The organism is Phormidesmis priestleyi ULC007 (assembly GCF_003003695.1).
GTDB lineage: Bacteria > Cyanobacteriota > Cyanobacteriia > Leptolyngbyales > Leptolyngbyaceae > Phormidesmis_A > Phormidesmis_A priestleyi_A.
In genome coordinates this window covers 20,292-42,073 of record NZ_PVWG01000040.1, presented here as the reverse complement: position 1 = coordinate 42,073, position 21,782 = coordinate 20,292, and the positions used below count along the sequence as shown (strand labels likewise).

Here is a 21,782-nt window from a genome sequence, read left to right as displayed (position 1 = left end):
TGGAGGGTAGCCTCCCGCAAAAATAGCTCATCGCCAGGTTGAATATTAAAAGAACAAAGCCTCCTTTCTTAGCTGAAGGGCAGGGTGGTTTCAAGTTAGCTAGTGAAAAACCTGATGCACCTGATTGGCGAGTTCTCGGATGCAGTCGGGGATCGTTCGGCACCCTAAACGACGGGCTAAGGTAATCAGAAACAGAGTTAAAAATTGCCCAACTAATGGGAGCATATCCGCCACGACGCGGCGGGTCATCTTCTTGAAGCGTGACATCTTTGACCCAATGCAACCCATTTTCGATTTGCCAATGGCTGCGGGTCAGATCTAAAAATATGGTGGCATCTAGGCACAAATTGCTGAGGTAACACTGCTCCTCGGCAAAGGGCTTACCCGCACGAGTACCTTGACGGATGACCCAGACAATTCGGGTTATCCCAGCTTTTGCCCAGCGTTGGGGCAGATCATCAGGAACGTGATAGACCTGGACAGTCCGCTGGGTTTGCTGACCATGCAGCGTCTCAGTGTGGGTGGTTTGGCTCAAGGGAGTCGCGTGGTGCAACAGGGAGCGCATTTGGTCGTAAAGCTTTTTCTGATTGGCTTTGAGACTCACAAGATAGTGACAGTGCCGCGCTTCTAAGAGGTCCAACGTTTCGACTTGAGTAGGGAGGGCATCGAGGCTAAAACTCAGGGGCAAGGACTGCGCCAAAGTTGGAGTACTGGTGACGACTTCTAGCAGGCGTTTGGCGACCCCAATTTCACTTTCTTTGGCGTTGTCCATCAACTCCAAGCGCACCACCCCGACGCTTTGTCCATAGACCGATACCAGAGACGCGAAGTTTGCTCGTGCGTGTTGCCCCCAACCGCTGTGCATTTGATGCTTTTGCCATCAATCGACCACAACAGACCTGCCAAGGTGGACGCGTGCCGCAAGGCCCAGCCATTAAAAATATTCACCCACTCTTGGGCATCGACCTGCTGAAACGTCCGCCGAAAGGTCGAGTAGGACGGAAAGCGGGTGCAACTGGGGGGCAGTTCCAACAACTCACACAGGATGAGATGATGCGGGTAAAGGCAACCAGCGGACGATACCCCCAGTAGCCACATAAGCTGCCCAGCAATGCCAAAAATAGAATCAACCACAGCGGTTGGCTTTGTCCGCGTTTGCTGCGAGGGTCTGAGATCGTTTTTAATTGAGTGATGAGGGACATGGACTGATAGTTATATTTAAGGTTTCAGTCCATCCTCATTTTTCTCTCCTTACCTTGAAACCACCCTGCCCTTCTTAGTTGAAGGGGGGCTTTTTTGCTTATAGTACTTCTCTTCGCTCTATCAATAGAAAATGCCGGAGCTTCTAATGCTATCTATGTAGAATTCAGATGAGACCTTTGCGATCGCCCCTACCATGCCGCAAGAATTGCCATCTGGGGAGGACTTTTGTTATGAAAGTCTATTGAGTTGATACAAAGTTGTGTGAGTCGGATTGCCATTCTGAAATTTCAAGAATCTGCTTGTTCATTGTCTGACGATCGTGGGAACACTAAACTAGTACAATTCGCAGGACGGGTTTATGTCGAGTAGAGGCTTGAACAAGTGGATCGTTAGTGGTAATTTGGCGGCAGACGCTCAAATTAAAACCGTTGACTTGAAGAGTGGTGAGAAGGCTCAGGTGGCGACAGCGACGTTGTATGTGCAGAAGCCGCGCGATCGCGAAGAATCGTTCACTGTTTCCCTGAGCATTTGGGAGAAATCTTATGCTTGGCGTAAGCTTCAGTTCCTGAAGAAAGGGTCATTGATCATTTGCACTGGTAATGTTGAACCTAATCCTTTCATCTCAAGCAATGGAAATGTTCCTAGAGCAGGCTTGCAGATGACAGTGCTAGATATCGATCTTGATATTGTTCGAGATGATGGAACTAAAGATAGTCGAGATGATGAAACTAAAGATAGTTCAATTGACAGTGCGTTTGTTGAGGGAGTGATGGCAACTGCTTGACGATCGCTCTTTCAGAAACGACGTTACTTCTGCCTTCTGTGATCTCACAGCATCCATTCAACCCCAATACCGAAACGGTTATCGATGCCTCGCTTTGTGTTTTGATGCTGTAGGTCTGTAGAAAGACGAACTTGGTGGTTAAGAGCATAGCCAAAAGAGAGTGTAGAAAGTCCAGCTTCTTCGTCACTTCCTGGAGCGATCCAAGTCTGAGTGAGGCTAACATCAGCACCACCACTGCGTGAGAGAACTAACAGAAGGCGAAATCCTAGATTTATGCCGCTAGTCGAATAGGCGTTGCTTTTTAGATTCCGATAGCCAATTACTGGGGCGACATTGATGTAGCTTCCCAAAGGGTACACATAGTAGTGTAAGTTGGTGCCCCAGGTTTGGCAGTTGTTATTGGACGCTATTTGAAAGTCTGCGCTAATTGTTGCGTGAGTACGACCGAGCCTTAAATCCTCAATGCTAACGTTAAAGTTTGGTGAATGATGGGACGATCGAACGCTTAAATATTGCACTCGGATACGGGTACGGAAGCTAGGGTCATTTGTAATATCAGCCGCAACATTAGGAACTTCTTTGATCCAACGTTGAAGAGTAGGGCTGTTGTTAATGACTTTGGGATCGGGGTCGAGAGACGACGCAGTAGGTTGGAAAGCAGGTGGTTGAACAGCAGTCGCTGTGGGTTTCTCACTGCCGAAAGAGTTATCATCTGGTAGAGGAGCAACTTCATTCAGTGTCAACTCTTTGTTACGAAGGACAAGATCTTCCGCAGAGCGCGAGATTGTGTAGTCGATCGCTTGTGCCTTCAAAGAAAAAGTTGTTTCCAGTGAAAGGCAAAAGATTAGCTCTCGAAGGCAAGTGTAGGTTCTCTTTTTATTCATTTAATTCACACAAAAAACGGCCCTGCATGAGACAGAGCCGTATCAACTAAAGGCAGCTAAAACCTTAGCGAACAGTGCCCTGAGCGGGGGCAGACGCGATCGGTTTCATCAAATACAGTCGTAGAAGTTGCCATGCGTTTGAAGCGTAAAGAGGAAGTTTTTGGAAAATTTGGAGAACTTTGGGAGTCTTGGAAGCGACGATCGTTGCCAAATCTCGGTTGTTCTGCACACAGACATCTAAACGCTGATAGAACTCTGGGCTATCTACATCTAACATCACTGGAAACACGCGCCCTGCGGTTTCGTTGGTCTTCTGAATGACGTAGGTTTCGTATTCGCGGGCATCAATTCCCAACACTTCGTAAAATCCAGGCTCTTGAGTGTCGCGGATGTACATTGTGCCAAAGACTGCCAGCAGGAAGAACCGACACCAAAGCCTTGCTTTCCAGGTGTTTAGGTATTGAGGTTGAGCCTTCATGAGCGCGTCAAAGAAGTCACCATGACGATTCTCATCCTGACACCAATTCTCAAAGAAGCGGAAGATTGGGTAGATCCGCTTATCAGGATTTGCTTGAAGATGGCGATAAATTCTAATGTAACGCCAGTAGCCGATTTTTTCAGAGAGGTAGGTCGCGTAAAAAATAAACTCTGGTTTAAAGAAAGTGTATTTACGACTCTTGGTCAGAAACCCCAGATCTAGTGACAGATTAAAATCTGACATCGCTTTGTTGAGGAAGCCAGCATGACGAGCTTCGTCACGAGCCATTAGCCCAAAACATTCTGCTAATAACGGGTTCTTATCTTTAAGCTTGCGGCTGAGTTCTTTGTAGAGCAGAAAGCCCGAAAACTCAGAGGTGCATGACCGCTCTAAAAATTCAACGAACTGCTTGCGAGTGTCCCAATCCATGTGATCCCAGGATTGATCAAACTCAGCATCCCGAACGAAGTGGTGACGGTTATAGTCAGCTCGAAACTCTTCTAAGATTGCTCTCAGTTCGTCTTCGTTGGGTGAAATGTCCATCTTCGCCATTGCATCAAAGTCTGTGGTGTAGAACTTTGGCGAAAGGATGGTTTCTTTAGCTGGAACTTTGATTCCAGGACGGAGTTCTTCAAAGCCAGGTTTTTTAAGGGAATCTACCATAAGTAATAACCGCTCTTGTGTCTAACTTCTGCGTCTACAGGTTGGGCGCTGATGCAATGGCATCTCACTACGCTAGGGCGTTATGCTGATACAGGAGTACATTCTGAATATGTTCTTTAGTCTACCAAGCTGGAAGGTAATGAAAATAGGACTTTTCGTTAAGAGTTGCAACAGAAACTCAAGTTCAGTAAGGCGATCGTAAGGAACTATATCTATCTTGATCGACTTACACAACTAAAGCAAAGTTTCTATGATGAGAATTCAAGAGTATTCTGAAGCGTGACGAGAAGATATGAACAAAGTTGGCACCGCTTATGTTCTGTGGTTAGGCGGCTTGGTCGGGCTGGCAGGACTTCATCGCCTCTACAACGGCAAAATCTGGACGGGATTGCTCTGGTTGTTTAGCGGTGGGCTGTTTGGAGTTGGGCAGTTAGCAGATCTACTGTTTATTCCCAAAATGGTTGAGACACACAATACCAAACGCGCCAGTCGCCTGAATGCTTCACCCGTGGGTGAGCCAGGAATTCATTATGTGGTCGAGATGTCGGAATCAAAATCAAGTCTGGATCTTGGTCAAAGTCAGGCACTGATTCAGCTCCTGCAAGCGGCGGCGGAGCATAATGGAAGACTTTCAGTCACACAAGGTGTAATGGCAACCGGGTTGGGATTTAGCGCGATCGAGGCTCTACTTCAAGGGATGGTCAGAACTGGATATGTCGAAGTTGGCAACGATCCAGAAACTGGAGTTGTGGTTTATGAGTTCAAGGAACTGTAGACTGGCTAATTTCGCGGTTATAGTCTGCCTTCGTTTAGGACAGACTACAACCAGCTTAGTTTTTAGCAAGCCACTTTTGACCGTTCAGGCGTTGAACCGCACCAAACACCAGTAGATCTAAAGTGACTTTGCGCTCATCAATGAGAAAGGACTCCATAGTGCTAGGTCTGCCCGTGCTTTCGGCACAGGAGAAGCCTTTTAGACCGTTAATTGTTTCGTCAAAAAAGTAAATATTAAACTGCCTGGGCTGTCTAGACGCTTTCCATTGCCCAACGATTTGCCAAGATTCATTCGATTCGTATCCTTTAATTGGAATTTTCTTTTTCTCGAAAGCGAGATCGATGTCTTGAACACCTAGTTTTGCAAGTCCTTTTTTAAGGGCAGGGAGATAATCTTGCTGAACAAATTCATTTAAGGGTTTGTCTTCAAGGGCAGGAGCCTTTTCTTTCTTGGCTTTCGCAGGCTTGATCGCTTCCTCGCTAGGAGTTGTCTCTTTCGTGGTTGCTGCCTTGGGCTTTACCGCATTGGGGTTGTCTTCGGCGTTGACTGCGATCGGGTCAGGGGCGTTAGCAGTGGGAATCTGGGTGGTTTCAGGAGAAGACGTGCTGGGTGCATTGTCTTCTGCAACATCGGGAGCTTGCTTTTCAACCGTGCTGGGCGCTACTTCCCCGGCTTCGTTGTGGTTGGTTGGGTCTGCCATAGCTCAGGTGAGTCCTTTTCCTAGTGGGTTGATCGTCGATGAGACTGCGTTTCAATCTCCTGTGAACTTATGATAAACGATGAATACCAGGCATACTATGGCATTTGGCAGAAACCCTGCATCAAAATTTAAACCAAAAACGATTGATTGAAGACTATCCGCTTTTTGAGGCAAATCAAATGGACGATAGAGTGCAAGCGGTCAAACTAAACGTTTTGGCTGAGGGAAGTGGATTCCCGATTTTGTGTCTGCACGGGCATCCAGGAGCAGGACGGAGTTTATCAGTGTTTACGCAGCATTTATCTCAGCGATTTCGGACGATCGCACCTGACCTGCGGGGCTATGGTGATAGCCAAACGCAAAAAGACTTCTTGATGATCGATCACCTAACTGACTTAGAAATCGTGCTCGATCGCTATCGTGTTTCTCGCTGTCTAGTTTTGGGGTGGTCTTTGGGCGGAATCTTAGCCGTCGAGTTAGCCCTGAAATTTCCGGAACGGGTGAGTGGATTGATTTTGGTGGCAACGTCTGCGCGCCCATGGGGAGACCATCCACCGATTAGTTTGCAAGACAATGTTTATACCGGAATTGCGGCAATTTTGAATCGATTGCAGCCGGGATGGCAATGGAATATTGACACCTTTGGCAAGCGATCGCTCTTTCGCCATCTCGTCCAAACTCACACGCCTGCAACCTACAAATATTTGGCAAATGAAGCGATGTATGCATATCTCAAAACGTCGGGAGCCGCAACACGAGCGCTGAGTGTTGCCCTTCAGCAGGGCTATAATCGCCTATCTGATCTCGACAAAATCCAATGTCCTTGTTTAGTGTTAGCCGGAGAGCAGGATCGGCACATCACGGCTGCTTCTAGTCGAGAAATGGTGCGATCGCTGCAAAATTGCGAGTCCCATTGTTACCCCAATACGGCTCACTTGCTGCCGTGGGAGATTCCTGATCAGATTTTGGCAGATATCGATCGATGGTTAGCTATCCATCCTGAAGTCATTCAGGATCTTATTTGACTACTTGAGAATGCTTGAGATCTGAGTTTTGTTTGCACCTCGATCGCTCTTTTCGTCATAAACCGTTAAATTCGTGGGCTTACAGCGCTTCACCTTAACCGTGATGTTTTGTGCGCCTTCTTGCTCTAAATCTTGAATGTATCCTCCCTGATGGGCCTTGGCTTCCTCAACATTCAGAAAAGGGCCAAAGTAGTAAAGACAACGGGGACTATCCGTCGTGATTTCGACCCACCAGGCAAGCCCTAGAGCGCTTAAAAGATTTGTCAGTAACTCATTCATAGGCTTCGTCGATTTAAACAAACACGTTAGAGAGCGCCCTACGCTTTAATCTCGTAGACTCAAACGTCCAAGCTTCTTTGTACTGGGTTACATCTTGTTTTTCAATCACATTGACTTCTTTGACAAATCTATTTGTATCGTGCTTGCCCAGCGCTGTCGATAGATTTCGTAGAGCGCCATCCCGGCGGCAACTGAGGCATTTAAGCTCGGCGTATTGCCTTGGAGAGGGATGGACACCAATACATCACAGCTTTTTTGCATGGTCACACTGAGTCCTTCGCCTTCTGCCCCAATTACCAAAACGGCTGCTTTGGCAAAATCGACTGTGTGAATGGGTTGGCTAGACTCAGCGGCGGTGCCATAGATCCAGAAACCTGCTTCTTTTAACTCTTCTAGAGCACGAGTTAAATTAATGACTCGCGCAATTGAGAAGTTTTCGATCGCACCCGCCGCTACCTTTACCACTGTAGAAGTGACTCCAACCGCTCGCCGTTGAGGAATCACGAGTCCTTGTGCACCTAGAGCTTCAGCCGTGCGAATGATTGCGCCCAAATTGTGGGGATCGGTGATGCTATCTGCGACAACGATGACAGGGTGATCAGACGTAGACTTTGCTCGTTCGATCAGTTCACCGATCTCGACATATTCGTAGGGAGCGACTTGAGCCGCAACGCCTTGATGGTTTCCTCGGTGAGTGATTTGGTCAAGCCGATTGGGTTCGACTTCATCAATCACCGTGCCGTTTGACTTTGCCTCAGTCAGCAGCGTATGGAAGCGGGGATCGTAGCGTAGGCGAGGTGTAATCCAAACGCGGTTAAGTGATCGATCGCCCTGAAGTGCTGCCAGAACGGTATGCCGTCCATAAATTAGATCAGTGTCTTCTTCTTCAGCCGGAGCTTGCTGATCAACCTGGTCGGCTCCATAGAACGATCGCTTGACTTCTCCGCCATAGGAAGCGGCTTTTGCTCCTCCATAAGCCGCTCCATAAGAAGACCATTTTGTGGCTCTGGGTGCAGATTGTCTAAGCTCGTTGGCTCTGGAGTCTGAGCGTCTTGGCTCACTCGATCGACTGTCTTCCCGTCTGGGTTCACGAGATTTAAAGTCGGGTCTGGGTTCGTCGGATCTAGAGTCTGAGCGTCTGGGTTCACGAGATTTAAAGTCGGGTCTGGATTCGCGAGGTTTGAAGTCAGATCGCCTGGGTTCGCTCGATCGCAGCTTCGGTTTTGCCCCATCAGAGTCACGACGCTTGTATCCGCCTTCAGTCCGAGGGTTTTCAGGGCGATCGGAGCTTCTCTCTGAACTGAATTCGCGGCGTTGATAGCCACCTTCCGATCGGCTATTCTCACTACGAGCGGGTCTTTCGGGTCTAAATTTTCCGTTTCGCTCAAACTTCTTAGCAGGGCGATCTTGCCCTCGGCTGGCTTCTGAATCGGGTTTTGTGTAGGCGCGCCCTTTTCTTCCAGCGATAATTCGCTTGCCTTTAAGTTTTGGCTTAACTACAGAGCCTCTGCTAGACCGATCCTGATCGTCAGAATCGCGTTTTTTGATGGACATGAGTTTAAATTCCTGACAAGTTTCAGTGATCGGTCGAGCGAGTTGCCAATGCTAGAGAAAACTAGCCGTCTGCCTTCTGAACGTTGGCTTAGGGAGTCTCAAACTCTAAATGGCTGAACAATTCTAATAAACGGGTTGAATCGGTGAGGTAAAGATAGCCGATGAGGGTTTCTAAACTAGTGGCTTGCTGGTAAATTTCGGGATCAACCCGCTTGTGACGAGTAGACACCGCATTTCGACCCCGCTTGAGAAGCGCTTGCTCATGACTGGTTAGGTAGGGCTGAAGCGATCGGAGATGCCTCGCTTGACTTTCTGCCCGCACTTGGGCGACAACTTGCTGATGATAATTCTCTAAACGCCTTGGTGGAAATAGGTAGCAGCGTCGAACGTGAAGTTCATAAACTGCGTCTCCTAAATATGCCAATGCTGCTGGAGAAAGACGCTGCACCTGAGCGAATGAGATGGTTTCAGGCGTACATCGGTCTAACATTAAATCAGCCAGACTGCTGTCTAAAACACCTAAAGGTCTTGGCTCATCTGAAGTCACACGCTTGTCTCGCCTTGCTAATGGCACTTTTTTTAATTTAGTGACACCGACTAGTTTCGATCCTAGCAAACTCATTTGGGGTTGAAGCTAAATCAAGTCGGAATCGATGAACAAATCTAATCATGACACAAAAGACTTGCTACCCAGAGCCTCTGGATAGCAGGTGAATGATCGACAACCTAACTCAGGCTGCCTTGGCGTTTTCGATCGCTACATCGACAGAGGTTTGAAGCGCCAAGAATTTTTCTAAGCGCACTAACTTGACGGTTTGAGTCACGCGGGGATTGGTCACAATCTGTAGAGTTCCGGTCGCAGATTGAGCTTTCTTGGCAATTTGCACAAGCGCACCCAGACCAGAACTGTCAACAAAATCAATCGTCGAGAGATCCAAAATAACGTGTTTAGGTCCTTCCTCGACACATTTCGTGAGCACCTTACGGAAGGTTGGCTCCGAAAACGCATCGAGTAGACCTGTGAGGCGAAATAGCTGGTAATTATCCCTAACTTCGCGAGTGCCTCTCAAGCTTACAGTTAGGTTCAGTGGCTCAGGAATAGAACCCTCCTAGCTCCAAAATCCAAGAATTTGAGGTTTCAGTATACACCCTTCGCGAGAAGTTTACTACTAGTTTGAGGAAGTTATTAGGGTTAAATTTTGGTGAGTGGTTCTGAATTGACTGAATTCAAAATTCGTCATTCTTTTGCTTTGTGTTCTTTCATTGCGCCTACAAACTGCTCAAATAGATAATCGGCATCGTGCGGTCCGGGGCTGGCTTCAGGGTGGTATTGCACTGAGAACATAGGGAGCGTTTTGTGGCGCAATCCTGCGATCGTGCGATCGTTCAAGTTTAAGTGAGTCACTTCGACCGTGGTGTTGGGGAGGGAATCGGCGGAGAGTGCAAAGCCATGGTTTTGGCTGGTGATTTCGATGCGATCGCGCAACCCCGCAGGCTGGTTTAAGCCCCGATGCCCAAATTTGAGCTTAAAGGTTTCTGCTCCTAGCGAGAGTCCTAAAATCTGGTGCCCCATGCAGATGCCAAACACGGGCTTTTGAGAGGCAAGCAAAGCTTTTGTGGTTTCGATTCCTTCCAGATTGGCGGCGGGATCGCCTGGTCCGTTTGAGAGAAAAATGCCATCTGGGTTGTGTTTGAGAATCTCTTCAGGAGACGTATCAGCCGGAACCACGACTACGCGGCAACCATAGCTGGCAAGCCGTCGCAGAATGTTGCGCTTGATGCCGAAGTCGATCGCCACTACCGTAAACATCTCTTCACCGGGCTGGGTAACGGTTGGGCTAAACTCCCAGTTAGCAGTTGTGATCTCAGACCACTCATAAACTTTTGAAGTCGTGACCTCTTTAACTAGATTTAACCCAGTCATGCTAGGTGCGTCTTGCACTTGCTCTAGCAACTCGCTGGAGTCGAGAATTTCGGTCGAGATGGCACCGTTCATTGCCCCCGTCGATCGAATCTTGCGCGTCAGAGAGCGGGTATCAATTCCATAAATGCCGATGACGTTGTGCTGCTTGAGATAGTCTGAAATCGACTGAGTTGCGCGCCAATTGCTGGGGCGATCGCAGACATTGCGGGCGATCGCGCCTCGCACTTGAGGAGCCGCCGATTCGTCGTCTTCTGGGTTGACTCCGGTGTTTCCTAACTCAGGATAGGTAAAGGTGACAACCTGTCCTCGATAGCTGGGATCAGTCAGGACTTCTTGATAGCCAGTCATGCCCGTGTTGAAGACGACTTCTCCGATCGTGGTTCCAAGGGCACCAAACGAAAAACCTTGATAAACTGTGCCATCTGCTAGCACGAGTAGAGCGGGTTGAGCAACGGAGAGAGCCATAAGGGAGAAGGATGAGCAAAAGATCTTTGGCATTATCGCACGAGTCTTTTTGCTTGTGCTGTTCTTGCTCCCTTTTGTCAAGCTTCTGTGAAATCAGAGTAGTCGATGAACCCACCCAACTATCAGGGAATGCTAAGTTTGGGAGTATTCATTACTACCTTTTATTTCCTTCCTTCTATTCACCGAAGTTATGCTGAATTCATCCCGGTCTAGCGTTTCGTTGTGGTTGTTTGCAGGCGTTTTGTCGGTCAGCAGTTTGGCATGCAGCCGCGCTAGCAGTTTTAGTCAAGGGAGTTCTTCAACCCCAGAGCCAAAAGCGTCTGCGGCTGTGGTTTCCAAACCTGCTGCAAAATCTGCAAAAGTGTCGCAAAGTGAGAATTATCAGTTAGCGATCGACAAAGCTCAAAGTGCGAAAAGCATGAGTCAATCTGTGCAGTCGGCAGAAGATTGGAAGCTCGTAGCAAGTCGATGGCAACAGGCGATCGCGCTGCTCAAACAAGTGCCGAAAGCAGACCCTAACAAGAAGCTTGCCAATCAGAAGCTTGCTGAATATCAGCGCAGTCTCGCCTCAGCGCAAAATCGGGCAGACCAGACGGGGCGCGATCGCGGCGAAACCTTAGAGTCTAAAATTGTGATCGATACGCCGATTTCAGATGCGACGGCTCAGGCAAGTGCGTCGAGTTCTGGAGGAAGCTATCGCGCTCGAATTAAGTATCGTCAGAGCCGCATTCCGGTGATCGATGTTTTGTTTAATGGCAGCCGTCAGTTTGAAATGATGGTAGACACAGGAGCCTCTGGCACGATGATCACGCCCGACATGGCAGTAGAACTGGGCGCAAAAATTGTCGGCTCGACCACTGGAATGACTCCTGCTGGACAAACTGAATTCGCGGTGGCGATGATTAAATCAATTCGGGTTGGCACTCGCATCATTCGCAATGTGCCAGTCACGATCGGACCCGTCAGACTTCTGGGTCACGATTTCTTTGGTGGCTGTGACCTCTCAATTAAGCAGGAAACCATTGAGTTTCAGCAGTGTTCGGGTTAGCGGAGAAATTTCACCAAGCGCTCCAAGGTGTCCCACGCTGCCCCGGTTGCCAAAACTTCTTTCGCGAGAGCAATCCCTTGTGCATAGCTAGTCGTGGCTTCTCCAACTTGCAGAGCCAGCGCTGCATTTAAGGCAACTACATCTTGCTGGGCTGGGGTGCCTTTTCCTTGAAGGACGGCTTGCAGAATTTCAGCATTGGTCTGCACGTCTCCGCCTCGTAGGGCATCTAGAGGCGCGGGGGCGAGTCCGAGGGCTTTGGGATCGATCGTCGCGGACTGAACTTGTCGATCGGACAGGATGGCTAAATCGGTCAGGTCGCCTAACCCGGCTTCATCCAGTCGTTCTCGACCGTGAAGGACAATCGCGCGCTGGGTGCCCAGTTCATTGAGCGCTTGTGCGATCGTTTCCAGCAGACTTGCATCAAAGACTCCGATCACTTGCCCGCTCGGTCGCAGTGGATTTACCAGCGGACCCAACAAATTAAATACCGTCCGCACTTTGAGTAACTGCCGAATCGGTGCCACTGCCTTTAAAGCAGGATGCCACCCCGGCGCAAACAAAAACGTAATGCCAACGACTTCAACGGCCAATCGAATCTTCTCAGCCGGGGCACCTAGATTAATTCCCAACGCTTCTAGCACGTCAGCAGACCCGACTCGACTCGATGCCGATCGATTGCCATGTTTAGCAACCGGAACGCCTGCCGCCGCCGCAACAAAGGCAACAGCGGTCGAAATGTTAAACGTGGATGCTCCGTCGCCTCCGGTGCCACAGGTATCAATCAAAGGTATGGCAGAAATTGAAGCTGGAGAAGCCTGCTGTTGTAAGACTCGCGCCATTCCTGCCAATTCTGCGGCAGAAACGCCTTTTGACTGTAGGGCAGCGAGTAGGGCACCTGACAAAACTGGGGGAACCGCTCCTGCTAACCAGCCTTGCATGAGAGCCGCCGCTTGCGCTTGAGAAAGTGATTGACGATCTAACAATTGCTGTAGCAGACTTGACCAGGAACCAACTGTATCTTCAAGTTCTCGATTAGAAATGTTATCTACAACAGGCATGACAGAAATTGATGAAGGGACTTGAGTTATGTCACCACTTTTTGGAGATTAAACACGATCGACATGCTCTCAAAAGCAAATTCGCTTTATATAGTAAGTGACAAATTATATCAAAACGCTAACTTTCTTTTTTTTTGATTCTTATGATTCAAGTGTAAGGGCACTCACAAAAACTGCATTTTCAGTGCTAATTCGCTTAAAACTCAGGGGTGAGTGTGGTAGATTACTGCAATTAAGAGCTAGGTATCTTGCATATCCCTGCTGTAAGTTATATCACTCAAGTTAGGGGTGTAAGTAACTCCAGTTTTCGGGCACAATGCATAAATCTTGCGATGAAAGGAAGCTGGTAAGGGTGCAGACTATGAACCTGTTAGATAACTCGTTAAAATTAATTATTCAACCCGACAGTGAAGCAACAGAAGAGTATATCTATCAGTTGGGCTTTCAAAAGATCACCTTGGTGCCCCAACTTCTTTACCAAGTTGTCATTAATCATCAGCTTCCAGAACTGCTTTCTCAAATCAGTCAAATGATTCCAGAGGCGAGTCAGACCTCAGTGCGGTTTTTGCTGACCCGATCGCCGCTAGAGTCAAGAGATCTGCTGGTCGAATTCTTGAATGCCCAACCCTTGAGCAACACGACGCGGCTGATCAAAAACGCCTGGTTTTTGCAAGTTTTAGCGAGACAACGCCTGTTCTTCAAATATCAACCGATTTTTAATCTGGCATCGGGGCAAGTTGTCGCTCACGAGTGTTTGGCACGGGCAAAAACTTCCCAAGGACAAAGCTTTGGCGGTCAGCAACTCATTGATGCTGCACTGTCGATGAACTTGCTCAATGAGTTTGATGATCTGGCTCGATCGTCCTGTCTCGAAGCAGTGGCGCAGATTTCTGCAAAAGTCGGGTCTGCTGAAAGTTCGGCGACTTTTTTTATAAACGTGTTGCCCAACGCGATCGGGTGTGACCCCCGTTCATTAGAGCGAAACTTTCAGCAGGTTTTAGACCTTGGCTTGCGTCCTGAACAGATTGTCTTTGAACTTACAGAGATAGAAGCGTTAGGGCGCTATCCAGCATTGCCAAGGCTGATCGAGCAGATTCGCGCTTGGGGGTTTGGTTTAGCGATCGACGACTTGGGCAGCAATGTCTCGATCGACCATTACTGCATGGAGTTTCGCCCCGATGTGATCAAGCTCGATCGGCGGTTAATTCACGGCTGTAGTCACTATACACTCAAGCAAGTGATGATCAAAAGTCTGCTGCATTTTGCCCACGAGATGGAGATTGTGGTCTTAGCAGAAGGCTTGGAAGACGCAAATGATATTGAGTTTTGCAGTCAGGCAGGCGTTGATTTAGGGCAGGGGTTTGGGTTAGCGTCGCCCGAATTGACCCTGTGGCAACCCTCTGATGAGCAGATGCTAGAAGCTTGTTAAGAGCAGGGTCACGTCGCGTAGGATAATGATTCCGAGAATCTCTACGATCGCTATCATCATGCAGCTTGAGTTTGTCCCGGTTGAAGAGTTTTATTTTGCGTTGACGCTGGCAGTGCGGACGCTAGAAGATATTGCGACTCCTAGTTTAGTAGAGCAGGTAAAAGCGAAGCTGACTCAGAAGTTTGGGCAACCTTCGACGGTGGCTGCTGCGAGTCAAAATAGCTTTAACTACGTCTTTCGCGTCAAAGACTATGATTATTCTCCGGCTCCTCAGCTTATGATTTCTATAGCAGATTGGCAGGGCGGTTTGCGCCTCAGCAGCGACTATGGTTGGATGTTGGATGAAGAACGCAAACCTGTGCGAACTGAGCGTTTTGAGCAGCGATCGGCTTTTTCTCAAGAGGTGCGATCGTATCTCGGAGATTGGTTAGACGTGCCGTTGCTGAAGAGTGATCTATAGAGTTGCAATCACGTTGGATAAAATGGTCGCCATGGCATCGACGCTATAGAGTTCAACACAGCGCTTTCTGGCTTGAAGCCCGCGATCGATCGCTTCCTCAAAATTCTGAAAAATCCACTGAATTTTGGCGGCTAGTTGGTCGGGTGAATTGGGTGCGACGAGATAGCCCGTGTGATTGAGAATGTCTGGAATATCGCCTACACACGTTGACAGGATAGGCTTTGCCATCGCCATGCCGTCGGTGAGTTTGAGCGGGAACTGCGCTTGAGCCGTGAGCGTGTCTCGTTGCGGAACGACAACCACATGAGCCGCAGAAACGATTTCTGGCATTTTTTCAACAGGTTGCTTGGGCAGCTTAATAATCCAGCGTCCCCAGCGCTCGATTAGAGTGTCGTCATAGTTGTCGTAGGGATTTCCACCAATAATCACCAGCCGCAAAGTCGGATCATTCAACTGATCGAGGGCGACTAGAACGTCTTCAACACCTTTATGAGGGCGGGGCGCACCTGGAAACATCAAGACTTTGTAGTCTGACAAACCATACTGTTTGCGAGTCGCGTCAGGATTGTAGGGGTGAGGACTAAACAGATCAGTGTCTTTGCCGTTGGGTAGATAAACGCCCCCAAATCGGTTTTTGAGGAATTGAGTATCGATCGTCACGGCATCTGCACGAGCTACCAATCCTTCAGTCCATTTCACATAAAGCGCGTGATCGGGGTGTCTTAATTGACCATTTTCTTTCAACAGATCTCGATAAAGCTGTTGGAGAGAAGGGTGATAATTCCAATCGTCTCCACCGTGCCAACTGAGTTCCCAATCGTCCATGTCGAGGATTACAGGGCGACGAGTTTGAAGCTTTTTTAACAGCGATAAACCGAAGCTTGTAGGTTTTGGTTTGACTGCATAAATAATATCGCCATCGATTTTTTTGAGAAGCTGCGAGGCTGATTTTAAGACTTGAGGATAGTTATTTCCAGGCACCGATCGCACCACAATTCCATCAGGCGGAGCGGCATATAATTCGCGCCCAAATTGAAATCCGACGACTTCGACCTGATACTTTAGTTTCTTTAAAACTTGTGCTAGAAGAAATGCCCGAACTGCACCGCCACCCGATAAGTCACTGACCACTAATGAAACTTTAGTCGTTGATCCAGAAGCAAGATTCATTCATCAATTATCCGCTTTTAGACGGCATCCAACGGGTTAGAGGTTTAGATAATAGATTTAAGATTTTTTGAGACAGGCTGCCTTTTTCGTAGAGCAAAGTAGTTGGAAGCAGGCGGCGGATTATAAAAGCGAGATTGAGCGACGATCGTCCCCAAATTTTGATTTTCCCATCAGACAAATAGATTGGAAATTGAACAAATTTTGCGAATTGCTCGAACTGAGTTTGATTTTTCTCTTTAATCGCTTCGTTTACGAAAAACATCAGGCTTTTCTGACAGAATTGCATTAGCTTGGGATGTTGGCTTGCCACTCTTTCATAAAAATCAGCATAGGAATTAACTAAATGATTCCAATCGTTTGTCATGTTGGACTGGTGCTTTGTATAAAAGGCCCCAACTAGTGGAGTGTAGACAAATTTAATATCTTCAGCAGCAATTTCTAAAGCAAAGTAGCGATCGACCATTGCTTTTAATCCTTCTTGAAGCGGATACTTTAAGAAGATGCTCTTTCGCATCAACGTCGCTTGCTGAAGCGCAGGATGAGGAGAGCTTGATAAAAAATCAGGAGTCAATAATCGCTCGATTAATTCTTCTTGGGTTAGCGTACCAATGATATTGGGTTGATGATCGATAATTCTTTCGTTTGGGTCGATTAAAACACGATCGTAATCACTATAAAAAACGACTTCTCGATCTTCATATCCTGCTAAATGGTCTAGCTGAAATCTAGTTTTGTCTTCATGAATCCAATCATCTGCATCGAGACATTGAACCCATTTCCCTTCAGCTTTAGACACTCCAAAATTTCGGGCAGAGGCTAACCCAGCATTTTCTTGAAAATAGTATTTGACGCGAGAGTCTAGAATCATTAAAGATTCTGAAATCTGACGAGTGTTATCAGTTGAGCCATCATCGATAATGATGCACTCTAAGTCAGTCAGGGTTTGTGAGAGAACACTCTTGACGGAGCGATCGAGATAACGACCCTGGTTATAGCAATTGACAATAATTGAAACAAGCGCTGCCATTTAAATCTCTCCGAATCGGTCTAAAAAATCACTTTAGTCGTGCGGCTAGTCGATAATTTTCAGAGTTCCTTGCTTAATCGAGTCAAAAATGCGGTTGATCGCTCGCAACTCTTGAGAAGTAATTTTATGATTAGAAAGGAGAAGTGAAGTCAGTTGAGCATATTCTTGGCGGTTTATTTGACCCGCACTTAAAACATGATCGGTTGCCTTCTTGAGAGATGCATTTGACCTGATTTGACTGACTCGTACCATTGTCCCCACTCGCTACTCAGTGTTTTTAAGGTTGTTTTCTTTAGTGTTGACCAAAAAACTTGTTCTAGAACAAAAGTTAGATGAGAAAACCGTAAAGAGTTGATTAAGCCTTTTCTATCAATTCTTGTACCACTAGTTTTGTTGCTTTGTAGTCAGAGAAAACACGGTTTCCCTCGTAATATCACTTATGAACGTCTACCGAATTTCGGCTCTCTCGGACAATTACATCTTTTTGCTGCACGATCCCGATTCTCAAATCGCTGCCGTTGTTGACCCCGCCGAGCCACAACCTGTGATCCAAAAACTTCAGGAACTAGGCGCAAAACTGGTTGCAATCTTCAACACACACCATCACGGCGATCATGTTGGCGGCAACCGAGATTTACTCCATTGTTTTCCAGAGGCGATCGTTTACGGGGGCGCAGAAGATCGGGGCAGAATTCCCGGACAGAGTGTTTTTCTAAAGGATGGCGATCGCGTCAAGTTTGGCGATCGCTGGGCTGACGTTTTGTTTGTCCCCGGACACACTCGCGCTCATATCGCTTACTACTTCCCGCCGATCGAGGTTGATGCGCCAGGAGAACTCTTTTGCGGTGACACATTATTTTCAGGAGGCTGCGGCAGATTGTTTGAAGGAACTCCCGCTCAAATGGTGAACTCTCTCAGCAAAATTCGCGCCTTGCCTGACAATACGCGAGTTTGGTGCGGCCATGAGTACACGCTCAACAATTTGAAATTTGCAGTGACGATCGACCGAGAGAATGCAGATTTACGATCGCGCTTTGCAGAAGTGCAAATCGCTCGAAGTCAACATGAAGCCACGATTCCTGCATGGCTAGGGGTCGAGAAGCAGACGAATCCATTTTTGCGATGGGATCAGCCGGGAGTGAGAAAGGCGATGGGCGATCGCGATCCGATCTCGACGTTTGCAGCCTTGCGGAAACAGAAGGATATCCTTTAAACAATTATTAGACGATAGGCGAGGGCAACCCATTCTTGCGATCGCGCCCGATCAACTTCTTCAAACCCCGCCTCTGTGAAAGCTTTTGTTACCTCATCTGCGTAATCGATCGTAAACCCAGCCGCGATTACTATTCCTGACGGGCGAACTGCTTGACGAAAGTCAGGAGTGAGCGCAATGTGAACCCGTGCAAAAATGTTGGCAACGATCAGGTCAAATTCTGCGGCTGGCGCGATCGTCGCCACCTTTTCCTGAGTGGTTCCGCCCATCCAGTGCCCTAAGTCGCTGCCTTGCCCGAGACTGCCTTCGATCACCGTGACTTGTGAATCGACTCCGTTTTGCTGCACCGCAGTTTGAGTTGATTGCACGGCAATATTGTCGTTGTCTAAGGCTAAAACAGTGGCTCCCAGCTTGGCGATCGCGACGCTCAAAATTCCTGACCCACATCCGAGGTCAAGAACGTTCATGGCAGGGCGAACATGGCGTTCAAGCAATTCTAGACTGAGCCGCGTGGCTGGATGAAACCCACTCCCAAAACTGAGAGAGGTTTCGAGTCTTAGGAGAATGTCATTAGGCTGAGGTTGATAGCGTGTATCAGGGGCAAGCACCACAAATCGCTGCCCGATGCGATGAGTGCGATCGCGTCCCTCGACGGGTTTCCCTTCAATCGTCGCAATTTCGAGCGCGGTCGTCAGTCCTGTTCGATGTAAGGGTGAAAGTAAGTCTGCGATTTTTTCTAACTGAGAATTGGCACCGACTTCATTGGGTAAATATAAACAAATCGTGAATGCCCAATCGTTCTCATGGCTCGTTGCGCGATCGGGCTGACGATAGTTGGCGATCTGAATATCATCGATGTAGCCAACGTCAGCCAGCAGCGTACATACCCAGTCAACTGCTTCGTGAGTGGCGTTTAGACTCAACTCTATCCACGACATCTTCTTTTCTGGAGGCAAGTGATAGGACAAATTCACGTTTATGGGGAAGGCTCGACCCACACGCGCATTTCATTAAGTTGCAAGGGCCCAAACTGGGTCGCGAGTGCGACATCGGCGGCATCTCGACCATAGGCGATCGTGATCCGGTTTCCTCGCGGCTGCGGCTGAGTGGCATCAAACGTAAACCAGCGCCCTTGAGGGTCTTGGCTCTGCGAATCGCCCACAAATGCCTCAAACCACGCGTGGAGATCCATCGGGTCAAGCTGATAGAGATAACCCACCACCATTCGCGCCGGGATGTTGAGACTGCGACACAGGGCAATGCCCAGATGGGCAAAATCGCGACATACGCCTACTCGGTCTTGAGCCGTCTCAAAGGCTGAAGTGGAGGCATCACTGGTGCCATACTGATAGTCAATGTGGGTCTGAATCCAGTCTCGAATCGCTTCTACCTGGTCGTATCCTGGGGCACAGTCGGCAACAATTTTGGTGGCTAAATCACCCAGGCGATCGCAGGGGCAATAGCGGCTCGGCAACAAAAACTGAAGTACGCCATCGGGAACGTTTTGCACTGGGACAAACGGGGCACCGGGTTGAACATCGATCGTATCTGCGGTTTCGGCGCTGGCGATCGCGCGCACTCGAAACGACCCTTGAGGGGTCACTAATCGCTGGCACAAATTTCCATAGCTGTCGGTATATTCCACCATCGGCACGCTTGGTTCGAGCAGATATTCTTCACGAAAGATCCACTGTCCTAACCCACTCCGAGGTCTGAGCATGAGAATCAAGGGCGTTGGGGCACTCGCTTCAAATAAGATTTCACACCCAGCATCCAATCGCATTGTGACCTCCCCTAACTTTTTGGCGCAAATGACTCTATTGATAGCCCAATCCGATTAACAAAATTGTAGTGTTCAATATTGCTTTCCAAATGCCTTTAGTGATCGGTCTGAAGACACTCCGCAAACCTCGGAGGTTTTAACCAAGAATCAAGCAAGCATCATGACCGACAGAGTGGCTTAAACCTCCGAGGTTTTGGTCAAAATAAACGACTGAATTTCCTGGGGAAGCAGCGATCGCAAAGTCATCCAAGAGATTTTGCATAGACTCTATGAAATAAGATTAAAATTTGCTTTATGTAGCTAATCAGTCTACTTAATTCCGTTGGTCTATCCCGTGTCGTTACTTACTACTCGAATGCCTCAGCCACCTCAGCAAATCAAAAGAAAACGAGGTATTATCCTTAGCTCAAAAGGCTGGCAGCGCTTGCAGAATGCAGAACAGCAATCAGTGAGTCAAAACAATCTGGGGAAAGCATTCACGCTTCAAGAGTTAAGTGAGCGAACGGGACTCAGCCCAAACACCCTTGCTAGAGTGCGAAGCCGCAAAGTTGCAGTCGATCAGCAAACTCTAGAAAACTACTTTCGGGCATTTGACCTCAGTCTAGGAGTGGATGACTATACTGACTCAGAAACGGCGATCGCTGGCAGTCGGCAACAGGTGCCTTTAAGTGGGCAACTTTCGCTCGGTTCGGCGTTTTATGTGCAGCGATCGCCGATCGAGTCGATCTGTTATGACGCAATCTTGCAGCCCGGAGCGCTGCTGCGAATCAAGGCTCCTCGTCAGATGGGCAAAACATCTCTGGCAGCGCGCGTATTGGCACAGGCACGAGAGCAGAATTTTGCCACCGCCATTTCGAGCTTGCAGCTTGCAGATTCGACCGTCTTCATTGATTTGAAGCGATTTTTGCAGTGGTTTTGCGCGATCGTCAGTCAAAACTTAGGCTTGCCCAATCAGGTTGATCAATATTGGGATGATCTGTTTGGCAATAGCTATAACTGCACCAATTATTTTGAAAAATACATTCTGACCGAGATCGAAACGCCGATAGCCTTGGCTTTTGATGAAGTCGATGTCGTGTTTGACTACCCAGAAATCGCGACCGATTTTTTTGGCATGATCAGAGCCTGGTATGAGAAAGCTCGCTATGGAGACGGCAAAAGCGATCTATGGCAAAAACTGCGACTCGTGCTGGTGCATTCCACTGAGGTGTATGTGCCATTAAATATTCACCAGTCGCCCTTTAATGCCGGGTTAGCGATCGAGTTGTCGCCCTTTAATCAAGAGCAGGTGCAAGACTTGGCGCAACGCTATGGAGTCGATGACCCAGAAGACTGTGCAAAAGCGCTATTGACACTCGTAGGCGGAAATCCCTATTTGGTGCAGTTAGGGCTACATCATTTGAGCTTGCAAGACGTGACCTCAAAGCAGCTTGTTGAAACGGCGATCGTCACAGACAGCATCTATAGCGGGCACCTGCGAAACTTATTGTGGGATTTGCAGAGATATCCAGAGCTAGTGGTGGCTTTAAAGCGGGTTGTGTTATCACCGATTCCGGTTGAAGTCGAAGCGATTCAAGCCTTTAAGCTACAAAGCAAAGGCTTGGTGCGACTCTATAATCAGCAACTGGTGCCAAGTTGTCATCTTTATCGCAAATATTTTGCTCAGGCATTAGCAACTGCTTAAATAGCTAAACTACTGAATAGTTCGGTCTCCAATGGCGAAACGCTGCGGGGTTGGCAATCAAGTTTTATAGCTTGAGTGACGGTTGAGTGAGAAATCACAACTCCATCAATCGATTATTTACAGTTGATTTTTTTTGGCACTCTATATAAACGTGAGTTCGATGAGGTTTTTCGCTT

General features: G+C 48.1%; 23 protein-coding genes. 9 read left to right on the top strand and 14 right to left on the bottom strand.

The features are described from left to right. On the bottom strand, positions 1 to 865 hold an 865-nt coding region (locus C7B65_RS21430; protein WP_146135838.1), incomplete at its 3' end, for an ISAs1 family transposase. Between the two features lie 50 nt (positions 866 to 915). On the opposite strand from C7B65_RS21430, the gene C7B65_RS28035 reads away from it, so the two are divergent. Beyond that, the gene (locus tag C7B65_RS28035) at positions 916 to 1,092 is read left to right on the top strand and encodes a hypothetical protein (protein WP_181314466.1); all 177 of its coding nucleotides are present in this window, start codon (positions 916 to 918) and stop codon (positions 1,090 to 1,092) included. Between the two features lie 484 nt (positions 1,093 to 1,576). Further along, entirely contained in the window at positions 1,577 to 1,987 is a 411-nt protein-coding gene (locus C7B65_RS21420; protein WP_223257480.1) for a single-stranded DNA-binding protein, read from the top strand. Between the two features lie 44 nt (positions 1,988 to 2,031). Here C7B65_RS21420 and C7B65_RS21415 read toward each other — a convergent pair whose 3' ends face one another. Both C7B65_RS21415 and acsF read right to left on the bottom strand, forming a co-directional pair. Continuing rightward, positions 2,032 to 2,871, bottom strand: a complete 840-nt coding sequence (locus tag C7B65_RS21415; RefSeq protein ID WP_181314465.1) for a hypothetical protein — start codon at positions 2,869 to 2,871, stop codon at positions 2,032 to 2,034. A gap of 64 nt (positions 2,872 to 2,935) precedes the next feature. After that, on the bottom strand, positions 2,936 to 4,012 hold the full coding sequence (acsF, locus tag C7B65_RS21410; RefSeq protein ID WP_073074665.1) for a magnesium-protoporphyrin IX monomethyl ester (oxidative) cyclase: 1,077 nt from the start codon (positions 4,010 to 4,012) through the stop codon (positions 2,936 to 2,938). Between the two features lie 292 nt (positions 4,013 to 4,304). Here acsF and C7B65_RS21405 point away from each other — a divergent pair, with 292 nt between their 5' ends. Next, positions 4,305 to 4,787: an NINE protein gene (locus C7B65_RS21405; RefSeq protein WP_073074666.1), complete on the top strand. Its 483-nt coding sequence runs from the start codon at positions 4,305 to 4,307 to the stop codon at positions 4,785 to 4,787. A 55-nt stretch (positions 4,788 to 4,842) separates the two neighbouring features. On the opposite strand, the gene C7B65_RS21400 is transcribed toward C7B65_RS21405, so the two are convergent. Further along, positions 4,843 to 5,487, bottom strand: a complete 645-nt coding sequence (locus C7B65_RS21400; protein WP_073074667.1) for a DUF2996 domain-containing protein — start codon at positions 5,485 to 5,487, stop codon at positions 4,843 to 4,845. Between the two features lie 179 nt (positions 5,488 to 5,666). Between C7B65_RS21400 and C7B65_RS21395 the strand changes: the two genes are divergently transcribed. Further along, complete coding sequence (locus C7B65_RS21395; protein WP_073074697.1) at positions 5,667 to 6,512, top strand: alpha/beta fold hydrolase; 846 nt, start codon at positions 5,667 to 5,669, stop codon at positions 6,510 to 6,512. Here the strand turns inward: C7B65_RS21395 and C7B65_RS21390 are convergent, their stop codons facing one another. From C7B65_RS21390 to carA, 5 genes are all read right to left on the bottom strand, one after another. Beyond that, complete coding sequence (locus C7B65_RS21390) at positions 6,513 to 6,791, bottom strand: DUF1816 domain-containing protein (protein ID WP_073074668.1); 279 nt, start codon at positions 6,789 to 6,791, stop codon at positions 6,513 to 6,515. A 105-nt stretch (positions 6,792 to 6,896) separates the two neighbouring features. Continuing rightward, positions 6,897 to 8,345 carry a 23S rRNA (guanosine(2251)-2'-O)-methyltransferase RlmB gene (rlmB, locus tag C7B65_RS21385; RefSeq protein WP_083583185.1) on the bottom strand — a complete coding sequence of 483 codons (1,449 nt, stop codon included), beginning with the start codon at positions 8,343 to 8,345 and terminating at the stop codon, positions 6,897 to 6,899. A gap of 88 nt (positions 8,346 to 8,433) precedes the next feature. Continuing rightward, a complete protein-coding gene (locus C7B65_RS21380) occupies positions 8,434 to 8,892 on the bottom strand; it encodes a Mini-ribonuclease 3 (RefSeq protein ID WP_244913262.1) in 459 nt (152 codons plus the stop codon). A gap of 184 nt (positions 8,893 to 9,076) precedes the next feature. Beyond that, entirely contained in the window at positions 9,077 to 9,415 is a 339-nt protein-coding gene (locus C7B65_RS21375) for an STAS domain-containing protein (protein ID WP_244913261.1), read from the bottom strand. Between the two features lie 167 nt (positions 9,416 to 9,582). Then, positions 9,583 to 10,734, bottom strand: coding sequence for a glutamine-hydrolyzing carbamoyl-phosphate synthase small subunit (gene carA / locus C7B65_RS21370; protein WP_073074670.1), 1,152 nt, complete (start codon positions 10,732 to 10,734; stop codon positions 9,583 to 9,585). 190 nt (positions 10,735 to 10,924) lie between these two features. Between carA and C7B65_RS21365 the strand changes: the two genes are divergently transcribed. Beyond that, a complete protein-coding gene (locus C7B65_RS21365; RefSeq protein WP_083583189.1) occupies positions 10,925 to 11,782 on the top strand; it encodes a retropepsin-like aspartic protease family protein in 858 nt (285 codons plus the stop codon). On the opposite strand, the gene trpD is transcribed toward C7B65_RS21365, so the two are convergent. Then, positions 11,779 to 12,840, bottom strand: a complete 1,062-nt coding sequence (trpD, locus tag C7B65_RS21360; protein ID WP_073074672.1) for an anthranilate phosphoribosyltransferase — start codon at positions 12,838 to 12,840, stop codon at positions 11,779 to 11,781. The two genes, C7B65_RS21365 and trpD, sit on opposite strands and share 4 nt — an antisense overlap. A 361-nt stretch (positions 12,841 to 13,201) precedes the next feature. On the opposite strand from trpD, the gene C7B65_RS21355 reads away from it, so the two are divergent. Beyond that, positions 13,202 to 14,269 (top strand): EAL domain-containing protein, encoded by a 1,068-nt coding sequence (locus C7B65_RS21355; RefSeq protein ID WP_073074673.1) that lies wholly within the window; start codon positions 13,202 to 13,204, stop codon positions 14,267 to 14,269. Positions 14,270 to 14,294: 25 nt separating this feature from the next. After that, on the top strand, positions 14,295 to 14,729 hold the full coding sequence (locus C7B65_RS21350; protein WP_244913260.1) for a hypothetical protein: 435 nt from the start codon (positions 14,295 to 14,297) through the stop codon (positions 14,727 to 14,729). Here the strand turns inward: C7B65_RS21350 and C7B65_RS21345 are convergent. Beyond that, positions 14,724 to 15,899: a glycosyltransferase family 4 protein gene (locus C7B65_RS21345; RefSeq protein WP_073074674.1), complete on the bottom strand. Its 1,176-nt coding sequence runs from the start codon at positions 15,897 to 15,899 to the stop codon at positions 14,724 to 14,726. The two genes, C7B65_RS21350 and C7B65_RS21345, sit on opposite strands and share 6 nt — an antisense overlap. Positions 15,900 to 15,906: 7 nt before the next feature. Continuing rightward, positions 15,907 to 16,926: a glycosyltransferase family 2 protein gene (locus C7B65_RS21340; protein ID WP_073074675.1), complete on the bottom strand. Its 1,020-nt coding sequence runs from the start codon at positions 16,924 to 16,926 to the stop codon at positions 15,907 to 15,909. A gap of 439 nt (positions 16,927 to 17,365) precedes the next feature. On the opposite strand from C7B65_RS21340, the gene gloB reads away from it, so the two are divergent. Next, a complete protein-coding gene (gloB, locus tag C7B65_RS21330; RefSeq protein ID WP_073074677.1) occupies positions 17,366 to 18,139 on the top strand; it encodes a hydroxyacylglutathione hydrolase in 774 nt (257 codons plus the stop codon). On the opposite strand, the gene C7B65_RS21325 is transcribed toward gloB, so the two are convergent. Together C7B65_RS21325 and C7B65_RS21320 are read right to left on the bottom strand one after the other, a co-directional pair. Beyond that, positions 18,136 to 19,077, bottom strand: coding sequence for a 50S ribosomal protein L11 methyltransferase (locus tag C7B65_RS21325; RefSeq protein WP_073074678.1), 942 nt, complete (start codon positions 19,075 to 19,077; stop codon positions 18,136 to 18,138). The two genes, gloB and C7B65_RS21325, sit on opposite strands and share 4 nt — an antisense overlap. A gap of 38 nt (positions 19,078 to 19,115) precedes the next feature. After that, the gene (locus C7B65_RS21320; RefSeq protein ID WP_073074679.1) at positions 19,116 to 19,922 is read right to left on the bottom strand and encodes a transglutaminase domain-containing protein; all 807 of its coding nucleotides are present in this window, start codon (positions 19,920 to 19,922) and stop codon (positions 19,116 to 19,118) included. A 355-nt stretch (positions 19,923 to 20,277) separates the two neighbouring features. Between C7B65_RS21320 and C7B65_RS21315 the strand changes: the two genes are divergently transcribed. Then, a complete protein-coding gene (locus C7B65_RS21315; RefSeq protein ID WP_073074680.1) occupies positions 20,278 to 21,606 on the top strand; it encodes an AAA-like domain-containing protein in 1,329 nt (442 codons plus the stop codon). The last annotated feature ends 176 nt before the right edge of the window (positions 21,607 to 21,782 follow it).

Excerpts from the sequence above, each read along its gene's own strand:
- C7B65_RS21320 (WP_073074679.1), bottom strand. The coding sequence starts at position 19,922 with ATGCGATTGGATGCTGGGTGTGAAATCTTATTTGAAGCGAGTGCCCCA.
- trpD (WP_073074672.1), bottom strand. The coding sequence starts at position 12,840 with ATGCCTGTTGTAGATAACATTTCTAATCGAGAACTTGAAGATACAGTT.
- gloB (WP_073074677.1), top strand. The coding sequence starts at position 17,366 with ATGAACGTCTACCGAATTTCGGCTCTCTCGGACAATTACATCTTTTTG.
- C7B65_RS21395 (WP_073074697.1), top strand. The coding sequence starts at position 5,667 with ATGGACGATAGAGTGCAAGCGGTCAAACTAAACGTTTTGGCTGAGGGA.
- C7B65_RS21345 (WP_073074674.1), bottom strand. The coding sequence starts at position 15,899 with ATGAATCTTGCTTCTGGATCAACGACTAAAGTTTCATTAGTGGTCAGT.
- C7B65_RS21325 (WP_073074678.1), bottom strand. The coding sequence starts at position 19,077 with ATGTCGTGGATAGAGTTGAGTCTAAACGCCACTCACGAAGCAGTTGAC.
- C7B65_RS21400 (WP_073074667.1), bottom strand. The coding sequence starts at position 5,487 with ATGGCAGACCCAACCAACCACAACGAAGCCGGGGAAGTAGCGCCCAGC.
- C7B65_RS21390 (WP_073074668.1), bottom strand. The coding sequence starts at position 6,791 with ATGAATGAGTTACTGACAAATCTTTTAAGCGCTCTAGGGCTTGCCTGG.
- C7B65_RS21365 (WP_083583189.1), top strand. The coding sequence starts at position 10,925 with ATGCTGAATTCATCCCGGTCTAGCGTTTCGTTGTGGTTGTTTGCAGGC.
- C7B65_RS21315 (WP_073074680.1), top strand. The coding sequence starts at position 20,278 with ATGCCTCAGCCACCTCAGCAAATCAAAAGAAAACGAGGTATTATCCTT.
- rlmB (WP_083583185.1), bottom strand. The coding sequence starts at position 8,345 with ATGTCCATCAAAAAACGCGATTCTGACGATCAGGATCGGTCTAGCAGA.
- acsF (WP_073074665.1), bottom strand. The coding sequence starts at position 4,012 with ATGGTAGATTCCCTTAAAAAACCTGGCTTTGAAGAACTCCGTCCTGGA.
- C7B65_RS21355 (WP_073074673.1), top strand. The coding sequence starts at position 13,202 with ATGAACCTGTTAGATAACTCGTTAAAATTAATTATTCAACCCGACAGT.
- C7B65_RS21350 (WP_244913260.1), top strand. The coding sequence starts at position 14,295 with ATGATTCCGAGAATCTCTACGATCGCTATCATCATGCAGCTTGAGTTT.
- C7B65_RS21340 (WP_073074675.1), bottom strand. The coding sequence starts at position 16,926 with ATGGCAGCGCTTGTTTCAATTATTGTCAATTGCTATAACCAGGGTCGT.
- C7B65_RS21415 (WP_181314465.1), bottom strand. The coding sequence starts at position 2,871 with ATGAATAAAAAGAGAACCTACACTTGCCTTCGAGAGCTAATCTTTTGC.
- C7B65_RS21405 (WP_073074666.1), top strand. The coding sequence starts at position 4,305 with ATGAACAAAGTTGGCACCGCTTATGTTCTGTGGTTAGGCGGCTTGGTC.
- carA (WP_073074670.1), bottom strand. The coding sequence starts at position 10,734 with ATGGCTCTCTCCGTTGCTCAACCCGCTCTACTCGTGCTAGCAGATGGC.